This window comes from Amycolatopsis sp. NPDC114504 (genome assembly GCF_055633595.1).
Genome location: NZ_JBVKDU010000007.1, coordinates 851743 through 871458, shown reverse-complemented (window position 1 = coordinate 871458; position 19716 = coordinate 851743). Strand labels below are relative to the sequence as shown.

General features: G+C 71.7%; 18 protein-coding genes. 11 read left to right on the top strand and 7 right to left on the bottom strand.

Annotation, left to right across the window (positions count from 1 at the left end):
• The first annotated feature begins 77 nt into the window (after positions 1-77).
• Positions 78-326, top strand: coding sequence for a hypothetical protein (locus ACZ7PG_RS50565; RefSeq protein ID WP_470246391.1), 249 nt, complete (start codon positions 78-80; stop codon positions 324-326).
• 10 nt (positions 327-336) lie between these two features.
• Here the strand turns inward: ACZ7PG_RS50565 and ACZ7PG_RS50560 are convergent, their stop codons facing one another.
• Together ACZ7PG_RS50560 and ACZ7PG_RS50555 are read right to left on the bottom strand one after the other, a co-directional pair.
• Positions 337-783: an OsmC family protein gene (locus ACZ7PG_RS50560; RefSeq protein WP_470246390.1), complete on the bottom strand. Its 447-nt coding sequence runs from the start codon at positions 781-783 to the stop codon at positions 337-339.
• A 5-nt stretch (positions 784-788) separates the two neighbouring features.
• Positions 789-1409, bottom strand: a complete 621-nt coding sequence (locus ACZ7PG_RS50555; RefSeq protein ID WP_470246389.1) for an HD domain-containing protein — start codon at positions 1407-1409, stop codon at positions 789-791.
• Between the two features lie 160 nt (positions 1410-1569).
• Between ACZ7PG_RS50555 and ACZ7PG_RS50550 the strand changes: the two genes are divergently transcribed.
• The gene (locus tag ACZ7PG_RS50550) at positions 1570-2205 is read left to right on the top strand and encodes a TetR/AcrR family transcriptional regulator (protein ID WP_470246388.1); all 636 of its coding nucleotides are present in this window, start codon (positions 1570-1572) and stop codon (positions 2203-2205) included.
• Positions 2206-2299: 94 nt separating this feature from the next.
• On the opposite strand, the gene rpsA is transcribed toward ACZ7PG_RS50550, so the two are convergent.
• On the bottom strand, positions 2300-3799 hold the full coding sequence (gene rpsA / locus ACZ7PG_RS50545) for a 30S ribosomal protein S1 (protein WP_470246387.1): 1500 nt from the start codon (positions 3797-3799) through the stop codon (positions 2300-2302).
• Positions 3800-4104: 305 nt separating this feature from the next.
• Between rpsA and ACZ7PG_RS50540 the strand changes: the two genes are divergently transcribed.
• The 6 genes from ACZ7PG_RS50540 to ACZ7PG_RS50515 all read left to right on the top strand — a co-directional run bounded on the left by ACZ7PG_RS50540 (position 4105) and on the right by ACZ7PG_RS50515 (position 10231).
• Positions 4105-4956 carry a class I SAM-dependent methyltransferase gene (locus ACZ7PG_RS50540; protein ID WP_470246386.1) on the top strand — a complete coding sequence of 284 codons (852 nt, stop codon included), beginning with the start codon at positions 4105-4107 and terminating at the stop codon, positions 4954-4956.
• Positions 4953-5864 (top strand): GNAT family N-acetyltransferase, encoded by a 912-nt coding sequence (locus ACZ7PG_RS50535; RefSeq protein WP_470246385.1) that lies wholly within the window; start codon positions 4953-4955, stop codon positions 5862-5864. The genes ACZ7PG_RS50540 and ACZ7PG_RS50535 overlap by 4 nt, the downstream gene beginning before the upstream one ends.
• Before the next feature lie 21 nt (positions 5865-5885).
• Positions 5886-6806 (top strand): GNAT family N-acetyltransferase, encoded by a 921-nt coding sequence (locus ACZ7PG_RS50530; RefSeq protein WP_470246384.1) that lies wholly within the window; start codon positions 5886-5888, stop codon positions 6804-6806.
• Between the two features lie 274 nt (positions 6807-7080).
• Entirely contained in the window at positions 7081-7770 is a 690-nt protein-coding gene (locus ACZ7PG_RS50525; protein ID WP_470246383.1) for a P-loop NTPase family protein, read from the top strand.
• A complete protein-coding gene (locus tag ACZ7PG_RS50520; protein ID WP_470246382.1) occupies positions 7767-9662 on the top strand; it encodes a YhgE/Pip family protein in 1896 nt (631 codons plus the stop codon). The genes ACZ7PG_RS50525 and ACZ7PG_RS50520 overlap by 4 nt, the downstream gene beginning before the upstream one ends.
• Complete coding sequence (locus tag ACZ7PG_RS50515; RefSeq protein ID WP_470246381.1) at positions 9659-10231, top strand: TetR/AcrR family transcriptional regulator; 573 nt, start codon at positions 9659-9661, stop codon at positions 10229-10231. The genes ACZ7PG_RS50520 and ACZ7PG_RS50515 overlap by 4 nt, the downstream gene beginning before the upstream one ends.
• Positions 10232-10555: 324 nt before the next feature.
• Here the strand turns inward: ACZ7PG_RS50515 and ACZ7PG_RS50510 are convergent, their stop codons facing one another.
• From ACZ7PG_RS50510 to polA, 3 genes are all read right to left on the bottom strand, one after another.
• Positions 10556-12166: a S1 family peptidase gene (locus tag ACZ7PG_RS50510; RefSeq protein WP_470246380.1), complete on the bottom strand. Its 1611-nt coding sequence runs from the start codon at positions 12164-12166 to the stop codon at positions 10556-10558.
• 209 nt (positions 12167-12375) lie between these two features.
• A complete protein-coding gene (locus tag ACZ7PG_RS50505) occupies positions 12376-12909 on the bottom strand; it encodes an EF-hand domain-containing protein (protein ID WP_470246379.1) in 534 nt (177 codons plus the stop codon).
• 97 nt (positions 12910-13006) lie between these two features.
• Positions 13007-15748 (bottom strand): DNA polymerase I, encoded by a 2742-nt coding sequence (gene polA, locus ACZ7PG_RS50500; protein WP_470246378.1) that lies wholly within the window; start codon positions 15746-15748, stop codon positions 13007-13009.
• Positions 15749-15810: 62 nt separating this feature from the next.
• On the opposite strand from polA, the gene ACZ7PG_RS50495 reads away from it, so the two are divergent.
• Positions 15811-16251 (top strand): PaaI family thioesterase, encoded by a 441-nt coding sequence (locus tag ACZ7PG_RS50495; protein ID WP_020646636.1) that lies wholly within the window; start codon positions 15811-15813, stop codon positions 16249-16251.
• Positions 16252-16255: 4 nt separating this feature from the next.
• Positions 16256-17227: a LysR family transcriptional regulator gene (locus ACZ7PG_RS50490; protein ID WP_470246377.1), complete on the top strand. Its 972-nt coding sequence runs from the start codon at positions 16256-16258 to the stop codon at positions 17225-17227.
• Here the strand turns inward: ACZ7PG_RS50490 and ACZ7PG_RS50485 are convergent.
• Complete coding sequence (locus ACZ7PG_RS50485) at positions 17193-17963, bottom strand: alpha/beta hydrolase family protein (RefSeq protein ID WP_470246376.1); 771 nt, start codon at positions 17961-17963, stop codon at positions 17193-17195. The two genes, ACZ7PG_RS50490 and ACZ7PG_RS50485, sit on opposite strands and share 35 nt — an antisense overlap.
• A 552-nt stretch (positions 17964-18515) precedes the next feature.
• Here ACZ7PG_RS50485 and ACZ7PG_RS50480 point away from each other — a divergent pair.
• Positions 18516-19670 carry a branched-chain amino acid ABC transporter substrate-binding protein gene (locus ACZ7PG_RS50480; RefSeq protein ID WP_470246375.1) on the top strand — a complete coding sequence of 385 codons (1155 nt, stop codon included), beginning with the start codon at positions 18516-18518 and terminating at the stop codon, positions 19668-19670.
• Positions 19671-19716: the final 46 nt, after the last annotated feature.

The window sequence follows — 19716 nt, the reverse complement described above, 5'->3', positions numbered from 1 at the left end:
ACGCCGCGTTGCTTACTCACCTTGACCGGGCCGAGTGCGTACCGTCCGCGCGACAGGGTCGCCCACACGGAGGAACGATGGCGGACAGCAAGCACGCCGGAAAGCACCGGCTCGGCACGCCGGGGCTGGTGCACTGCCTTCTGCACCGCACCGTGGCCGACGCGCTGGCGGGCTACCGCCGGACCTGGCTCAACGCCCTGCTCGTGCCGGCCAGGCACAGCTTCGCCGGACTCCGCCGCAAGGCCCGCGCCGCCGCCCTCGAGCGCATCTGGGTCCCGGCCGTGGGCACCGCGACCGTGCGCCCGCTGACCGCCCGCGCCGCCTGACCGTCCCCGCTCAACGCCCGGTTTCGCGCGTCTCGATCGCGATCTCCGCCGACAGCGTCCGGTGCACCGGGCACTTGTCGGCGATCAGCATGAGCTTCGCGCGCTGGTCGTCGTCCAGCTCGCCCTCCAGCTCGATCTCCCGCGTGATCCGGCTCAGCATCCCGCGTTCGGTCTCGCACTTGGCGCAGTCCTCGGCGTGGATGCGGTCGTGCCGGAGCCGGATGGTCGCCCGGGTGAGCGGGAAGCCCTTGCGGTCCGCGTACATCCGCAGCGTGATCGCCGTGCACGAACCCAGCGACGCGAGCAGCAGCTCGTACGGGTTCGGGCCGGCGTCGGCGCCGCCGACCGCGACCGGTTCGTCGACGAGCAGCTCGTGGGTCGCCGTCGTGACCCGCTGCGTGTAGGTGCCGTCGCCGGTCGCGGTGACGACGACCGTGCCGGGCTCGGGGTGCTCCATCCGCGTCAGTCCTCCCAGGGTGAGTCCAAGATCGTGGTGACGAAGTCCGTCCGTTCGAAGCCTGGCACGAACCGGGCCAGTACATCGGCTTTGACGTTCCCGAACGCCGTGTCGGGCCGGTCACGGATGCCGTCAGTGAACGCCGCGAGGATGCGCCGCTTGAAGTCCGGCCGCGGGTGCGCGGCCACGATCGCGGCCCGGTCCTCGGCGGGGAGGTCGTGGTAGCCGATGCCGAGGACGTCGTACTCGACCCCGGCCGTCACCAGCGCGACCTCGGGTTCCATGTGCTCGGGGATGCCCGGGGTGGTGTGCAGCGCGATGGCCGTCCAGGCGATCCGGGCGCGGTCGGCGTCGACGCCGTGGTCCAGCAGGAAACGCCGGACCTCGTCCGCGCCGTCGAGCTCGAAGCGCCGGTCGGAGCGGTGGCCCTCGACGAGCCCGAGGTCGTGGAACAGGGCCGCCACGTAGAGCAGTTCGGCGTCGAAGGCGAGGCCGCGGCGCCGGCCCTGGAGAGCGCCGAACCGGTAGACGCGGGCGGAGTGGTCGTACAGGAGCGGGCCCGCGGTGTCGCGGACGTACTCGGTGGCTTCGCGGGCGAGCGCGGTGCCGGGGACGTCGATGGTCATGACGCCGACGATGCCCGCCCGCGCGGTGCTCGGACATGCGTCGGGCGGACGGGAATCCCGCACATCCGGACATCCGGCGCATTCCCAAGACGCGCCGGATATCGTATCTTTTGCTGCGGGTGGGTCACCCGAACGTCGTTGTGCGCGAAGGGGGTGCGCCGTGGCCACCAGGCATCTGTCGACGCGCCCCGTCGAGCAGGGCCACCGTGAGCGTTTCCTGGACACGGCGCTGGGGGTGCTGTTCGACCGGGGTGTCACGGGGCTGACCGTGCGCGGGGTGGCCGAGGCGGCCGGCGCGTCGACGATCGCGGTGTACGCCCGCTTCGGCGGCCGCGCGGGCCTGCTCGACGCGCTGTACGAGCGCACGTTCGACTCGCTGCGGGAGCTGCTGGAAGGCCTGCCGACGGCGACCCCGGACGGGATCGCGGACCTGATGCACCTCGCGCTCGAGTACCGGCTGTTCGCCCGGGAGAGCCCGGTCCGCTACTCGCTGATGTTCGAACGCCCGGTGCCGGGGTTCGACCCCGACCCGGCGTTGCGGTCGGCGGTCGTGCGGACGACGTTCACCCTGTTCATCGCCCGGGTCCAGCGGGTGTGCCCACCGGAGGCGGACGCCCGCGAGACGGCCTACCAGCTGTGGACGGCGATGCACGGCCTGGTCGGGGCGGAGCTGATGCTGGCTTCGCGGACGCCGTTGCCGGACTGGTTCATCCCGCCGACCGAAGAGGCGAACGAGCGGATGTACCGCCGGGGAGTCGCCGCGATGATGACCGGCCTGGGCCTGCGCAACCGCTGAGCCGAGCCCGAGCCCGAGCCCGGAACGCAGCGAACCCCCGGTCCACTCGGGACCGGGGGTTCGCTGTCAGCTCAGACGCTCAGAGCGCTGGTGCTCACGCACCACCGGAGAGCTTCTCGCGGAGCGCCGCGAGCTGCTCGTCGGAGGCGAGGGTGCCGCCGGTGCTCTTCGTGTCGGTCGAGGTCGAACCCGAGGTGTAGCTCTCCGAGCCACCCTCGACGCCGGTCGCGGCGTCGGCCGCCGCTTCCGCGTCGGCCTCGACGGCCTTCTGGACCTGCTTCATGTGGGCCTCGTAACGAGTGTGGGCCTGCGCGTACTGGCCCTCCCACTCCTCACGCTGCTTGTCGAAGCCTTCCTGCCACTCCTGCGTGTCCGGGTCGAAGCCCTCGGGGTAGATGTAGTTCCCCTCGGTGTCGTACTCGGCCGCCATGCCGTACTGGGCCGGGTCGAACTCGGTGTCGGGCGTGACACCCTCGTTCGCCTGCTTCAGCGACAGCGAGATGCGACGACGCTCGAGGTCGATGTCGATGACCTTGACCATGACGTCGCCGTTGACCTGGACGACCTGCTCCGGGATCTCGACGTGGCGCTCGGCCAGCTCCGAGATGTGGACCAGACCCTCGATGCCCTCTTCGACGCGCACGAACGCACCGAACGGAACCAGCTTGGTGACCTTGCCCGGCACGATCTGACCGATCGCGTGGGTGCGGGCGAACTGACGCCACGGGTCTTCCTGGGTCGCCTTCAGCGACAGCGAGACGCGCTCGCGGTCCATGTCGACGTCCAGAACCTCGACCGTGACCTCCTGGCCGACCTCGACGACCTCGGACGGGTGGTCGATGTGCTTCCAGGACAGCTCGGAAACGTGCACCAGGCCGTCGACGCCACCCAGGTCCACGAAGGCACCGAAGTTGACGATGGACGACACGACGCCCTTGCGGACCTGGCCCTTGGCGAGCGCGTTGAGGAACTCGCTGCGCACCTCGGACTGGGTCTGCTCGAGGTAGGCGCGGCGGGACAGGACCACGTTGTTGCGGTTCTTGTCCAGCTCGATGATCTTCGCCTCGAGCTCGCGGCCGACGTACGGCTGCAGGTCGCGCACGCGGCGCATCTCGACCAGCGACGCGGGGAGGAAGCCGCGCAGGCCGATGTCCAGGATGAGGCCGCCCTTGACGACCTCGATGACGGTGCCCTTGACGGGCTCGTCCTTCTCCTTGAGCTCCTCGATCGTGCCCCAGGCGCGCTCGTACTGCGCGCGCTTCTTGGACAGGATCAGACGGCCTTCCTTGTCCTCCTTCTGGAGAACCAGGGCTTCGACCTCATCGCCGACGGTGACAACCTCAGCCGGGTCGACATCGTGCTTGATGGACAGCTCACGCGAGGGGATGACGCCCTCGGTCTTGTAGCCGATGTCGAGCAGGACTTCGTCGCGATCGACCTTGACGATGGTGCCCTCGACGATGTCGCCATCGTTGAAGTACTTGATCGTCTTGTCGATAGCCGCGAGGAAATCTTCCTCCGACCCGATGTCGTTGATGGCGACCTGCGGGGCCGCGTTCGGGGCGGTCGGGGCGGTGGCGGTGTCGATGGTCATTAGGCGGGTTGCTCCGGTGGATGGGATCGAGGGTTGGCAGTTGTCGGCGCGATGGGCTGTTGTGAGCATGCGACGACCCTGCGAGCAAACGTCCACCAGTGAACGACCGCGGCATGACCCGCATAACGGTGCGCGACCCCGAGCCCGACCTGGAAAGCTGAGCGGAAGGCAGCGCGAACCCACTGCGCTAACACTTATCCTACGCGGCGGCCGCTAGGCGGCACAATCAGGGTCCCCCACGATCGCTAAGGTCCTCGCGGAAGCAAACCGCACGCACCAGGACGCAGGGACCGGAGACCACCATCATGCCACCGGAGGACCCGCCCGCGCCGGGGCGCCACGACGCGGCCGAGCACCGGCTCGGCACCACGGCCGTCGCCTACCGCACGGTCGGGGGCCCCGAAGCCGCCGCCGCGAACCTCGCCTGGTGGGACGCCGATGCCGACGACTACCAGGCCGAACACGGCGGTTTCCTCGGCGACGCCGACTTCGTCTGGTGCCCGGAAGGGGTGCGGGAGGCCGACGCGCGGCTGCTCGGCGACGTCCGCGGCAAGCGCGTGCTGGAGGTCGGCTGCGGGCAGGCCGCGTGCTCGCGCTGGCTCGCGGCGCAGGGCGCCCGCGCCGTGGCGACCGACCTGTCCGCCGGCATGCTGCGCCACGCCCGCGAGGGCAACGACCGCACCGGCGCCGCCGTCCCGCTGGTGCAGGCGAACGCCGAGTACCTGCCGCTGGCGTCGGGCAGCTTCGACGCGGCCTGCTCGGCCTTCGGCGCGATCCCGTTCGTGGCCTCGGTGGACGCCGTCTTCGCCGAGGTGCACCGGGTGCTGCGGCCGGGCGCGCCGTGGGTGTTCTCGGTGACCCACCCGATGCGGTGGATCTTCCCGGACGACCCCGGCCCGCAGGGGCTCACCGTCACCCAGCCCTACTTCGACCGCACGCCGTACGTCGAGGTGGACGACGAGGGCACCGCCACCTACGTCGAGTACCACCACACCCTCGGCGACTACGTGCGCGCGCTGGCCGCGGCCGGGTTCACCCTCGTCGACCTGGTCGAGCCCGAGTGGCCGGAGGGGCACACGCGGGTCTGGGGCCAGTGGAGCCCCTTGCGGGGCCGGCTCTTCCCGGGCACCGCGATCTTCCGCACGCGCCGCCCGTGAACCCCCTGGAGCGGGAGCAGAACGCGCGGTTCGCCGCGCTCGACCCGCAGCTGCCGCCGATCGCCGCCCCGCCGGCGGCGAGCGAGCCGCTGGTGGTGACCACCGGCGGGCGCCGGGCGGGCGGCCTGCTGACGCACGTCGTGCACGCGCCGGGGGCGTGGCCCGCGCTCTGGGGGCCGTTGGAGATCTGGGACCTGACCGCGGTCCCGGGCGACAGCGGCGCGGCGGGCCTGACCGCGTTGCTCGGGGCCTGGCGTCAGCGGCTGCGCGGCACGCGGCCCGGCCTGGACTCGGGCTGCACGGTGGCCTGGCCGAGCCGCGACGCCGAGGCGTCGGCGGTCCTGCTGGCCCACGGCTTCGCGCCGATGACGTGCCTGGCGGTGCGGCCGCCCGGGCCGCCCACCGGCGAAGGTCCGTCGCGGGTGTCCGTCCGCCTCGCCGGCGAGGGCGACGTCGAAGCCCTCACCGACCTGCGCCTGGCCGAATGGCGCTACACGTCGATGGTCGGCACCGCGGTGCCGCGGCCCGGCGCGCGGGCGCTGCTGCGCGCGGAGGTCGTGCGCGCGCTGCGCTTCACCGGCCTGGTCTGGCTCGCGGAGGACGACGGCGTCCCGGTGGGCCTGGCCGCGTGCGCGCCCGCCTCGCCGAGGCCGGGCGACGGCATCCACGGCCGGCTGCACCCGGGCCGCTGGGGGTACGTCGACACGCTGTCGGTCGCGCCCGGCGCACGGGGCGGCGGCGTGGGCCGGGCGCTGATGGCGGTGGCCCATCGCGAGCTGCTCGGGCCGGAGGTGCGCGGTACGTTCCTCTTCTACCACCCGGCGAACCCGCTCTCGCCGGTGTTCTGGCACCGGCAGGGCTATCGTCCACTGTGGACGATGTGGATCCGGCGACCCGCCTGGTCCTGACCGATCGCAGCAGGGGGACCCATGGACATCGCCGAGCCGCTGCTCGCCGCCCACCGCGCGCGCTTCGCGGCGGTCGACGCGCTGCTGCCGCCCGCCGCGCCCCCGGCCGAGGGACGGCGGCTGGACGCCGCGACCGCGGACGGCACCCGGGTCGCCGGCGTGCTGCAGCGGCAGCGCGTGGCGCCCGGCGACGTCACGACGCTCTGGGCCGCCGCCGACACCTGGCAGCTCTTCCCGTACATCGGCGCCACCGGCACCGAAGGCGTCGATCTCCTGCTTCGCGCGCTCAAAGGCACGCTGGAGACCGAGGAGACCGGCGACGACTCGGCGTGCGTCGTCTTCTGGCCCAGCCGGGACGCCGAGGCGATCCGCGCCTTCCTCGACCACGGTCTCGTCCCGCTGTCCGCGGTCGGCGTGCGCACGGATCCCCCGGCCGAGGCGGACCCGGCGGTCGCCGTCCGCCGCGCCGGGCCCGGCGACTTCGCCGTGGCGCTGGAGCTGGCGGCCGCGACGTTCGACTACACCGGTCTCGTGGCCGTGGCCCGGCGGGCCGACACGGCCGAGCTGCTCGCCCCCGCGCTGCGCGCGGCGCTGGCCGAGGACGAGCCGGCGGTGTGGCTGGCCGAGGAGGACGGCGAGGCCCGCGCCCTCGCGCACTGCGCGTGGGTCGACGCGACCCCGGGGAGCGCGGCGGCCGAGCTGCTCCCGCCGGGCCGCTGGGGGTACGTCAACAACGTGGTGACGGCGCCCGGTGAGCGCGGCAGCGGCTTCGGCCGGGCGCTGATGGCCCACGTGCACCGGGAGCTGCACCGCGGCGGCGCCACCCGCACGTACCTCTACTACAACCCGACCAACCCGCTGGCTTCGGTGTTCTGGCACCGGCAGGGGTATCGCCCACTGTGGACCAGCTGGGAGGTCCGCCCGGCGTCCGCGCTCCGCTGAGCAGGGCAGCGACCGGTCGGAGGTCTGCCGCGGCGGTCGTGAGTGAGAAACAGGGTTAGAACACTGTTTCCCACTCACGACCTCCCCGCGGCAGCGCTCCGCTGAGCGGGATCGTCTCCCCCGCCCGGGTTCTCCGAGGGGCGCCGCGACCGGCGAACTGCGACAGTCACCCACGGGTGTGACGTGCGTCCGGTGATCTTGCCCCGCGACTCCATGAGGACTAGCTTTTTGAACTGACCGGTCAGTTCAAAAAGTTCCCGACGCTGGAGTAACCGTGCAGGTCCGCGCCGATCGGGTGTCCCTCGAAGGACACCACGGCCCCTTGTTACCGCCCACCTCGCTGACCGTCGGCGAGGGCGACCTGGCGATCGTGCACGGCGAGCCCGGCGTCGGCGTCACCGCGTTCGGCCTGGCACTGGCCGGGCGGCTGAAGCCGACCACCGGCACGGTGCACGCCGAAGGAACCGACGCCGGGCTGCCCGAGCTCGTCGCGGTCGTCGACGCCCCCGGCGTCAGCGAGCCCGACGACGCCCTCCCCCTGCGCGTGGTCGCCGGCGAGGAACTGGCGCTCGCCCACCGCCCGGCCGGCAAGGAAGACGTCGCCCGCTGGCTCGCCGCGCACGACGCCGCCCCGTTCGCGGGCACGCGGTTCGAGAACCTCGCCCCGGCCCTGCGCACGCGGCTGCTGACCGAGCTGGCCGCCGAGCGCAAGGGCGTGCGGCTGCTCGTCCTCGACACCCCCGACCGGCACACCAGCGACGTCGAAAGCTGGGCCGGCCTGGCGCGCGAGCTGGCCGAGCGCGGGCTCGCCGTCGTCGTGCTCGCCGCGACGACGCCGCTGTCCGCACTGCCCTTCACGCCCGCGCGCCTCGGCTCGGCCGAGCAGCCCGAGCCGCAGCACCACGCCCCCGAACCCGCCCCCACCGAAGAGCTCCCCGAGAGCACCGACGGAGTTTCCGAATGAACGCCTTCCGGATCGCGCGCAACGAGCTGCGCCGCCTCTCCACCGGCACGATGCCGAAGCTCGCGCTGGTCGCGCTCGTACTGGTGCCGCTGCTGTACGCGTCCTTCTACCTCTACGCGAACTACGACCCGTACGGCCGGCTCGACAAGCTGCCCGCCGCCGTCTTCACCAGCGACACCGGCGCGCAGGACTCGAGCGGCCAACAGCGCAACGTCGGCCGCGAGGTGACCGACGAGCTGGTCAAGTCCGGCACCTTCCAGTGGCACGAGGTGTCCGAGCAGGAGGCGCGTGACGGCGTCCGCGACGACAAGTACTCCTTCGCCATCGGCATCCCCAGCGGGTTCTCCGCCGCGCTGCTCTCGGTCGGCAACTTCCAGCCGCAACAGGCGACGATCACGCTGACCACCAACGACGCCAACAACTACCTGTCCGGCACCATCGCGAAGCAGGTGGCCGAGCAGGTGCGCAAGACGATCGCGGAGAAGGTCGGCAGCGAGGCCGCGGACCGGTTCCTGGTCGGCTTCTCCACGATCTACGCCAAGATCCAGGAAGCCTCGACCGGCGCGTCCCAGCTCGCCAACGGCGCTTCGCAGCTCAAGTCGGGGCAGCAAAAGCTGGCCGACGGCGCAGCGAAGCTCGCGGACGGCTCGTCGACGCTGGCGACCGGCCTGGGCACGCTCAAGACCGGCACCGCTTCCCTGCCTTCGCAGACGCAGCAGCTCGCGAGCGGCGCTTCGCAGGTGGCCGCCGGGGACCAGAAGGTCGCCGACGCGGCATCGATCGCCGCGACGGCGTCGTCCGACATCCAGGGCAAGCTCGACTCCTACCGGAGCCAGCTCCAGACCGATCTGCGCAACGCGGGTGTGCCGGACGCCCAGGTCCAGGAGATCCTGGCGCGCGCCGACCAGCTGCGCTCCCCCGTCGACCAGGCCAACAGCAAGATCCAGCAGGCCAACGGCGACCTCGCGAAGCTGGCCGACGGCGCCCGGCAGGTCTCCGACGGCGCGGCCAAGCTCGCCGCCGCGTCCCCGCAGCTGGCCAGCGGCATCGCACAGGCGTCCGACGGCGCGAACCAGCTGCGTGACGGCGCTTCGCAGCTCAACGACGGCGAGAAGACCGCCGTCACCGGCACGAACCAGCTCGCGGACGGCGCGGTGAAGCTGCGCGACGGGCTGGCCGCCGGGCTCCAGCAGATCCCGAACCCGGACGACCCGACCCGCAACGCGACCGCCAACACGATCGCGGACCCGGTGGCGGTGAACGCCAACGGCGAGGCGTCGGCGGGGACGTACGGCGCGGGCCTGGCGCCGTTCTTCATCTCGCTGGCCACCTGGATCGGCGCGTTCGTGCTCTTCCTGATCCTGCGGCCGCTCTCGACGCGGGCGCTGACCGCGGGCGCGTCGCCGTTCCGGGTCGCCGTCGGCGGCTGGCTGTCCTCGGCGCTGCTCGGCGTCGCGCAGGTCGTCGTGCTGTTCGGCGCGGTGACGTGGCTGGTCGGCATCCACATCGCCCACCCGCTGGGCGCGATAGGGTTCGCCGTGCTGGTTTCCCTGACCTTCACCTCGGTGGTGCACGCGCTCAACGCGTTCTTCGGCGCGGTCGGGAAGTTCCTCGGACTGGTGCTGCTGGTGCTGCAGCTGGTCAGCGCGGGAGGAACGTTCCCGTGGCAGACCATCCCGGACGCGCTGTACCCGCTGCACGTGGTGCTGCCGATGGGCTACGCGATCGACGGGTTCCGCCACCTCTTCTACAGCGGGGCGACGGTGAACCTCTTGGGTGACATCGGGGTGCTGCTGGCCTACCTCGTGGGCGGGGTACTGGTGTCCACGCTGGCCGCGCGCAAGCGTCGCGTTTGGACGGTGTCCGCGCTCAAACCCGAGCTGAGCCTGTGAGCGGCGGGACGAAGCAGAAGCTCTTCGAGGCCACCCTGCGGCTCTCGAAGAGCCGGGGCCTGGTCGGCCTGACGGTCGACGACATCGCCGCCGAGGCGGGCGTCGCGAAGGGCACGGTCTACTACAACTTCGGCTCGAAGGACGGCTTGGTCGACGGCCTCCTGCGGTACGGAGTGGACATGCTCGCGCTTCGGCTGCGTGACGCGGTTTCGGAGGCGGATCCGCTCGACGTGATCGAGGCACAGGTCGACGTGACGCTGGAGTTCATCGCGGCGTACCCGGGGTTTTCGCAGATCCTGGTGAGCGAGCTGTGGCGGACGCCGGGCCAGTGGCACGACACGCTTTCGCTGCTGCGCGAGGAGATCATCTCGATCGTGAAGGGGCAGCTGTCCCGGTTGGAGTCGGCGGGGCGGCTGCCGGACGGGGTGGAGATCCCGACGGCGGCGGCGGGCTTGTTCGGCACGATGCTGGTGGTGGCGCTGGACTGGCAGGTGTTCGGGCCGCAGCGAACGCGAGCCGAGGTGCGGGAAGCGGTGATGGTGCTGATCCGTGGTTTGGGTCGCAAGTAGCCGAAGCTTGGGGCAGCCCGCCGGCACCGCGCCCAGATCCCTCCCACCACCCCGATCCGAAGCCAGAACACGGCCGGCGGTTCCGGGTCAAGGCACGCTTTCCCGCCTTGACGCGGTGCCGCCGGCCGTAGTCACAATCAGGCGTCGGGGTGGTCGGTGCACTCCAACGCCGACAGGGCCGCACCGACTTCACGGCGACGGGCACTCCCCAACACAGGCAGGCCGCCGGGCCGGTCAAGCGCAGTTATCGGCGCAAGCCCGCCGGGGCGCCCCCCGTTCTCTACTTTACCGGCCGCCACCGACAGTTCTGGCGGCCGAAAGGGGTCAGGCGCGGTCTTCGATGCGGGCTCGGACAGCCGCCGCGTACGTGTCCACCGCTGTGGCCGCCGCCGTCAGCTCGCAGGGGCCGTCGATCAGCAACCTCTTCGCCGGGACGTACGCCTGCTCCAGCTCCGGGTCGCTCACCAAACCGTGCTCTCGGGCCAGCTCGTTGTCCGCGGCCAGGCGGGCGCGCAGTTCCTCGCGGCGGGCGACCAGGCCGTCGAGGACCGCTCGCTGGCGGCGGCCGTCCTCGACCGCCGGGGCTACCGCGTGCTCGTGGCCGCCGATGTGCTTCTCCACCCACTCCGCGTCGCCGTCGACCTCGGCCGAGCGCAGCTGCTTCAGCGCGCCGCGCAGGCGCTGGGCGCGGGCCGGCAGCATCGCGACGCCCGTGAAGCGGGTCGCCACGCGCAGCTGGTACGCCTCGATCTCGGCGAGCTCCTCCACGGACTGGGTCAGCACGTCGAGCCGGCCCGCGAGGTCGTCCGGCGCCGGGCGGGCGCCGTTCGTGCTCGCGCGGACCGCCGCGACCCCGGGCGAAGACTCCTCCCGGAAGCCGAGCAGCAGGCGGATGCCGAGCTCGGCCGCGCGGCCGGCGAGCGGAGCCAGCACCTCGCCGACGAGCCGGTCGGGCTCGGCGGAGTCGTCGATCGCGTCGACGACGAGGGTGCGGCCCGCGACGCCGGTCGTGAGCCGGTCGGCGATCCGGTGGCGGACGGCGTCGGCGGTGCGGCCGGTCGCGTCGACGGCGAGGTCGACGCTGCCCGCCGGCGGCATCTCGCCCAGCGCCGGCGGTAGGCCGGGCACGCCGAGGGAGCGTTCGCGGTCGGCGAGGACGATCCCGAACCGCAGGGCCGCGGCGACGGGCGAGCCGGCCTCGCCGGTGTCGACGACCCAGACGGTGCCGGGCTCGGCCTTGGCGAACCAGTCGGCGACGCGCTGCACGAAGGAGACGTCGACGGCTTCGCCGACGGGGCGCGAAAAACTGGCGTCGACCGCCGGGCTGCCCGACGTCCAGATGCTCAGCTGCGGCAGGTGCCCGAGCATGCTCTCGACCGGGATCATCCAGGTGCCGGTGTCCTTGCCGACGACCACGCCGACGAGGTGACCGGTCGCCTCGTCGAGCACCGCCGTGCCGCCGAAGCCGGGACCGAGCGGTTCGGCTTCGGACGTGCGGAACAGCCGGACCCACTCGCCGCCGGGACCGCCGGGGTGCTCGGGGCCGCCGAGCCGGGCGTGGGTCCAGCGGCCGACCGAACCCGGCGGGAACCCGAAGGCGCGCACGAGCTGGTGTTCGCCGAGCGGCATGCGGTGCAGCGGCGCGCGGAAGACGCGGGATTCGGGGCGTTCGAGGCGCAGCACAGCGAGGTCGCCGCGGCCGCCCCCGTCGGAGGGCACCCAGCAGCCTTCGACGACGGAAGCCGTGCCGGGCATCGCCTCGGCCAGGCCGACGAAGTCGACGCTCAACGAGGACCGCGGACCGCCGGCGGTCTCGACGACGTGCGCGCTCGTGAGGACGTGGTACTCGTCGAGAACCGTGCCCGCACCGCACACCCGGCCGAGTTCGTCGTGCAGCCGGACCCGCCAGCGTCGTCGCTCACGCTCGAACCCCATTCGGCGGACCCTACGCCGTGATCTCCGCGCCTCGGGCGCCGACCTCCCTACCCAGCGGTAACGGCTCACCCGAACGGAGTCAGCCCTTCGTAGCAATGCCAACGGTTTCTGCGTCCGAGTGAGCGGATGAGCACGCTCGGAGACCGTTCAGCGGGACAACGGCCCGCTGAGCGACTGCCCGAACGATCACCGAAGAGTGCCCCGGCGCGTCAAACGCGGCCGAACACCCAGCTGCCCGGCGCCGCCGGGTCGTCACCCGCCCAGAACTCGTACCAGTGGCCGGTGAACTCGTCGTGGGACAGGCGGCCGTCGCCGTCGGTGTCCAGGAGGGCGAACACCTCGTCCGTCGGCGTTTCGACGCCGTTCCACGCCTGGATCAGCCGCCGGTACTCGCCGGCGGAGATGGCGCCGTCGCCGTTTTCGTCCACCGCTTCGAACATCGCCGCGGCGGTTCCGGTGACGGCGCCCGGCATCTTCGGGAGTTCGTCGACGACGGTGAGGACCTCGTCGAGGGAGACCTTGCCGTCACGGTCGCGGTCGGAGGCGTCGCGCAGCGTGGCCCACCAGCCCATCATGATGGCGGCGAGCTTCTCCCCCTCGGGCGTGCCGCCGTCGGTGCCGCGGACGTCGAGCCACCTCGCCGTGAGCGCCCGGAAGTCGGACTCGGTCAGGTAGCCGTCGTCGTCGGCGTCCATCGCGCCGAACACGCCGGAGATCTTGCGTCGCTGAAAGTCACTGGCCATGACCGACAGCTTCGCCGCGACCGGCGGCGTTCCACGACGTCCGCCCGAGTACACCCGCGCCACGACCCGGTGATCCGGGTCGCGACGCAGAGTGAACTCAGTGCGCGGCGTCGTTCCAGGACCGGCCGTAGCCGACCGAGACCTCCAGCGGCACAGCGAGGTCGTAGGCCGACCCCATGCCGTGGCGCACCAGCTTCTCCAGCTCGTCCCGCTCGCCGTCGGCGACCTCGAGCACCAGCTCGTCGTGGACCTGCAGCAGGATCCGGCTCTTCAGCTTCGCCTCGACCAGCGCGCGGTGGACGTTGAGCATCGCGACCTTGATGATGTCGGCCGCGCTGCCCTGGATCGGGGCGTTCAGCGCCATCCGCTCGGCCATCTCGCGGCGCTGGCGGTTGTCGCTGTTGAGGTCCGGTAGGTAGCGGCGGCGGCCGAAGACCGTCTCGGTGTACCCGTTCTTCGCCGCGACGCCGACGACCGAGTGGAGGTAGTCGCGCACCCCGCCGAAGCGGTCGAAGTACGCCTCCATCTGGGACTTGGCGTCCTCGGTCGAGATCCGCAGCTGCTGCGAGAGCCCGTACGCCGACAAGCCGTACGCGAGCCCGTACGACATCGCCTTGACGCGGTAGCGCAGCTCCGGCGTGATCTCCTCCGGTGGCATCGAGAACGCGCGCGACGCGACGAACGTGTGCAGGTCCTCACCGGAGTTGAACGCCTCGATGAGGCCCTCGTCCTGCGACAGGTGCGCCATGATCCGCATTTCGATCTGGCTGTAGTCCGCGGTCATCAGCTCGGTGAAGCCCTCGCCGACGACGAACGCGTCGCGGATGCGGCGGCCTTCTTCGGTGCGGACCGGGATGTTCTGCAGGTTCGGCTCGGTCGAGGACAGCCGCCCGGTGGCCGCGATGGTCTGCAGCAGCGTCGTGTGGATGCGACCGTCGTCGGCGACGGACTTGATCAGGCCCTCGACGGTCGTGCGCAGCTTCGTCGCGTCCCGGTGCTCCAGCATGTGCTGCAGGAAGGGGTGCTCGGTCTTCTCGAACAGGCCCTGCAGCGCCTCGGCGTCGGTGGTGTAGCCGGTCTTGGTGCGCTTGGTCTTCGGCATGCCGAGCTCGTCGAACAGCACGACCTGCAGCTGCTTCGGCGAGCCGAGGTTGATCTGCTTGCCGATCACCGCGTACGCCTCTTCGGCCGCCTGCGTGACGCGCGAGAGATAGTGCGCCTCCAGCGTGGTCAGCTGCTCGAGGTCGACGGCGACGCCGGCGATCTCCAGCTCGGTGATGACCTCCAGCAGCGGCAGCTCCAGCTCGGCGAGCAGCCGGGCGCCGCCGATCTCGTCGAGCTCCTTCTCGAGCGCGCCGGCCAGCTCGAAGATCGCGCGGGCCTTGACCAGCTCCTCGTCGATCTCCTTCTGCTCCAGGCCCTCCGCGCCGCCGTCGAGCAGCGACAGCTGACCGTCGCCGCCGTCGGTCTCCGAGCGCAGCTCGCGGTGCAGGTACCGCAGCGCGAGGTCGTCGAGCTCGAACGTGCGCTGCCCGGGCCGGACGAGGTACGCGGCCAGCGCGGTGTCCATGGCGAGCCCGGCCAGCGTCCAGCCGCGGGAGCGGATCGCGTGCAGCGGCGCCTTGAGGTCGTGGCCGGTCTTGCGGATCTTCGGGTCGGCGAACCACGCGGCGAGCGCCGAGTCGTCGGCCTGGTCCATCGCCGTGACGTCGACGTACGCGCCTTCGCCGTCGGCCGACGCGAAGGCGACCGCGCGCAGGTCGGCCCGGACCGACGTGCCCATGGCGCGGAAGGACAGCGCCACCGGCTCGCCCTCGCCCGCGTGCGCGGCGAGCCACGCCGGAAGCGCGCCCGGCGCGAGCGCGGACCCCGAGACCTCGAAGCCCTCGTCGGCCTCCGGCTCGGCGCTCTGCAGCGTCGCGAACAGCCGGTCGCGCAGGACGCGGAACTCCAGCTCGTCGAACAGCGCGTGCACGGCCTCGCGGTCCCACGGGCGCAGCTCCAGCCCGGACGGGCCGACCTCCAGCTCGACGTCCCGGATCAGCTCGGTGAGCTGGCGGTTGAGCTGGACCGAGCTGAGGTGCGCGCGCAGCGCCTCGCCCGCCTTGCCCTTGACCTCGTCGACCCGGTCGATCAGGTCGTCGAGCGAGCCGAACTGCTTGATCCACTTGGCCGCGGTCTTCTCGCCGACGCCGGGGATGTTCGGCAGGTTGTCCGAGGGGTCGCCGCGCAGCGCGGCGAAGTCCGGGTACTGCCGCGGGGTGAGGCCGTACTTCTCCTCGACGGCGTCCGGCGTGAACCGCGTCATCTCCGAGACGCCGCGCTTCGGGTACAGCACGGTGACGTGGTCGGTGACCAGCTGCAGCGCGTCGCGGTCGCCGGTGCAGATGAGGACGTCGAAGCCGTCCGCCGCGGCCTGCGTCGTGAGCGTGGCGATGATGTCGTCGGCTTCGAAGTTCTCCTTCGTCAGCGACGGGATGCCGAGCACGTCGAGGACCTCCCGGACCAGGTCCACCTGGCCGCGGAACTCGTCCGGGGTCGCGCTGCGGTTCGCCTTGTAGTCCGCGAAGGTCTCCGAGCGGAAGGTCTTGCGCGAGAGGTCGAACGCCACCGCGAGGTGGGTCGGCGCTTCGTCGCGCAGGAGGTTGATGAGCATCGAGGTGAACCCGAAGACGGCGTTCGTGACCTGCCCGGTCTTGGTCTTGAAGTTTTCCGCGGGCAGGGCGAAGAACGCCCGGTAGGCCATCGAATGGCCGTCGATCAGCAGCAGCTTCGGCCGCTCGGCGACAGTGGTCGTTCCTGTGGCGTTGGCAACGGTCGTCTTCTCACTCGGGCTCACGGGGCCGAGTCTAGGCTGAGGGTCCGACACTCTTACGTGTCGCATAGGAACAGGAGCATTGCGTGACCGAAAGTGCCGCCCCCATCGACGTGGACCGGCTGTCGGGCATCGACCCGGCGGCTGCGGACCAGCAGCTGAACGACAAAGTCGGGATGAAGCTGCTCGAAGCGACGGCCGAACGCGTGGTCGGCACCATCCCGGTCGAGGGCAACCTCCAGCCGTACGGCCTGCTGCACGGCGGCGCCAACGCCGTGCTCGCCGAAGCGCTGGGCTCGACGGTCGCCGCGCTCAACGCGGGCCCCGGTCGCGCGGCGATGGGGCTGGAGCTGTCCTGCACGCACCACCGCGCGGTCCGCTCGGGCACCGTCACCGGCGTCGCGACGCCGCTGCACGTCGGGCGCGGCACCATCACCGCGGAGATCGTGCTGACCGACGACGAGGGTCGGCGCACCTGCACCGCGCGGCTCACCTGCGTCGTCCGGGACCGCCCGCCGGGCGCCTGAGCCGGTGGACCTCGACCTGGCCCAGGTCCGGGCGTTCGTCGTCACCGCGGAACAGCGCCACTTCGGGCGCGCGGCCCAGTCGCTGTTCCTCACCCAGCAGGCGCTGTCGAAGCGGATCCGGAAGCTCGAGGAGGCGCTGGCGACGCCGTTGTTCCTGCGCACCAACCGGTCGGTCGAGCTGACCGCCGACGGCGAGCGCTTCCTCCCCCACGCCCGCGAGCTGGTGCGGGTGGCCGACGCGGCGGTGGCCGCCATGGGCGCCGACGACCGGCCGCTGCGCCTCGACGTCGTCGACTTCCGGCTCTCCCCCATGTTCCTGCTGCGCCGGCTCGCCGCGCGGGAGCCGGCGCTGCGGATCGACCGGGTCGCCGGCGGCGGGTTCGCCCACGCCGTCGAGCCGCTGCTGACCGGGGAGCTCGACGTCGCCATCGGCCGCGTCACCGGCTTCGGCCGGCCGCTGCCCGACGAGCTGGAGCACCGCCCGATCCGGCTCGAACCGCTGGTCGCGCTGCTCGCCCCGGAGCACCCCCTGGCCCAGCAGGCCGTGCTGCGGCTCGACGAGCTGCGCGCCGAGGGCATCTGGCTGCCCGGGTCCGGCGGGGCCGCCGAATGGCTGTCCTACCTGCAGGCGATGTGCACCCGGTTCGACGTGCCGATCGACGACTCCGGCGTCAGCTACGACCTGCGGCACACGCTCGAGCAGACGCGGTACGGCAAGCGGCGCGTCACGCTGGCCGGCGCCGACATGGAGCTCGCGCCCGACCTCGACCTCAAGGTGCTGCCGTTCGAGCCGTCGCCGCTGTTCCCGTGGTCGCTGGTCTGGCGGCGCGGGAAGCCGCACCCGGCGCTGCGGCGGCTCCTGGCCCTGGCCGGGCGCACCAGCCGTGAAGAGGACTGGTGCGCCTACGACCCGGAGCGCGCCTGGCTGCCGGAGGACGACCTCAAGCTCGCAGCCGCCGCGCGAACCACTCGCTGAACGCCGCGTCGACGCGCTTCGCCTCCGGCGTCCCCGGCGCGAACTCGTGCGCCATGTCGTCGACCGTGACCAGCTCGGTCCCCAGCTTGTCGCGCAGCGCCGCCGCGGGCTCGCGCACGGCGATGTCGTCGTCCGCCCCGGCGACCAGCAGCAGGGGCGCGGTCAGCTCCCCGGCCCGGCGCACGAAGTCGTAGTGACCGGCGACCTCGCGGGACCGCGGGGTCCACGGGTAGGTGACGTCGAAGAGCCGCTCGTTGCGGCCGATCACCGGCGTGAGCTGCGCGACCGGGCTGACCACCGCGGCGGCCTCGACGGCGGCGTCCCCGCGGGCGAGCACTTCCAGGGCCACCAGCGAGCCCGCCGAGCCGCCGAAGACGCCGAGCGGGCCGTCCGCGCCGGGGAGCCGGTCCCGCAGCTCGGCCAGCGCCGCCGGGAACTCCGCCACCGCCTGCTCGGTGACCGGCCCGAAGACGTTGAGCACCGCGTCCTCGCTCGCCAGCCGGAACAGCTCCGCCGGCCCGCCCGCCGGCAGCCGGGCCCCGGTCAGCGGCAGGCCGAAGTACACCCGCCACGCCTGCAGCCCGGCCATCGGCACCGCCTCGGCGAAGGCCTGCTCGCTCGCGGGCACCTCCATCAGGTGCCAGCCGGCCACCAGCGCCGCCGGTGCGTCCGGGTCCGCCGGGGCCAGCGCCACGAACGGCACGCCCGCCGCGACACCCTCGACCACTTCCCGCATCCTTCTCTCCCTGTCTCTCGGCTGCCTCCAGCGAACAGCCGGGGAGGGGTGCGGGTCCAACAGCCGTTCCGGCGGCCACGACAACCGGTGGTTGTCACAGCCCGGGTGCCCCTTCGGGCAGACCTGGTTTTCCCGGTGAGCGGGGGGCTGGTCCGTTCGGCCGCCCGAACCGGACGTAAGGTGCATCCCTACGGCGGTGCCCGCTCCGCGGAACCCCCGCCAGGGTGAACACCGGATCGCCGGGAAACCGGCCACGCACCGCCCGCCGAAATGGGCCATGACATACCGTGGAAACACGGCTGTCACCCATTCGCAGAACGTGCCCCGATACTTAGCATCGCTGCGTGACCAGCGGCAGGCCGTAACGAAACGTCGTTCGCCTTTTCGTGCAATTCGTGTCGGTTGCGATCGTCACGATGTGGACACAGAGTAGTGAGGCCGCCTGTGCACATGATGGGCGAGAGGGATATCTTCCTGCCCTAACCTAGCCCCTGTGTCGGGGGCAACGCCTACCGGCGGCTGGTTGGTCATGGGAGGTAGTCGGTGTCAGGAGTGCGTTTTGGACGGGTTCTCGCCCTCGCAGCGGCGACGTCGCTCGCGCTGGCGGGCTGCGCCGGCGGCGGGTCGTCGAGCAACAGTGGTGACGGCAGCACGCTGAAGATCGGGTTCATGGGCGACCTGACCGGGGAGAACTCCGGGATCGTGATTCCCCCGAACAACGGTGCCAAGCTCGCCATCGACGAGTACAACGCCACGAACCCCAGCGTGAAGCTCGAGCTGAAGAACTACGACAGCCAGGGCAAGCCGGAGCAGGCCACCTCGCTGGTGCAGACCGCGATCGGGACGGACAAGATCACGGCCCTGATCGGCCCCGCGTTCTCGGGTGAGTCGAAGGCCGTGGGCGGCGTCCTCGAGCAGGGCAAGGTCCCGAGCGTGTCGCCGTCGGCGACCAACCCGGGCCTGGCCGCGAACGGCTGGAAGTACTGGCACCGCGTCGTCGCGAACGACAACGACCAGGGCCCCGCGATCGCGAACTTCCTCATCACGGCGAAGTCGCCGAAGAACGCGTACGTCCTCTCGGACGACCAGGAGTACAGCGTCGGCCTCGCGGACGCGTTCGAGAAGACCTTCAAGGACAAGGGCATCACGACCGAGCGCGACAAGTTCGCCAAGGACGCGTCGGACTACTCGTCGACCGTGCAGAAGGTCAAGGCCGCCAACCCGGACGTCATCACCTTCGGTGGCTACTACGCCCAGGGCGGCCGGCTGCTCAAGCAGCTCCGTGACGGCGGCGTGAAGGCCATCTTCGCCACCGGTGACGGTTCGCTCGACCCGCAGCTGGTCTCGGGTGCGGGTGCCGCGGCGGCCGACGGTGCCGTCATCGGCTGCCCGTGCAACATCCCGGACGCCGGCGCCACGAACGAGTTCGCCACCAAGTACAAGGCCAAGTTCAACGTCGACCCGGCGATCTACGCCACCGAGGGCTACGACGCGGCGACCGCCATCATCAACGCGGTCAAGGCGGGCAACACCACCGGTGAGAAGATCAACGACTTCCTGAAGACGGAAGACTTCAAGGGCGCGTCGAAGCAGGTCAAGTTCAAGGAGAACGGCGAGCCGCAGACGAACGCGATCTACGTCTACCAGGTCGTCGGCGGGGTCATCAAGAACCTCGGCGACTCGACCACCGCCAAGATCACCGGCTGACGGAGCAGTAGAAACACCTAACGGGAGCGGGGGCGCTGTGCTCGGA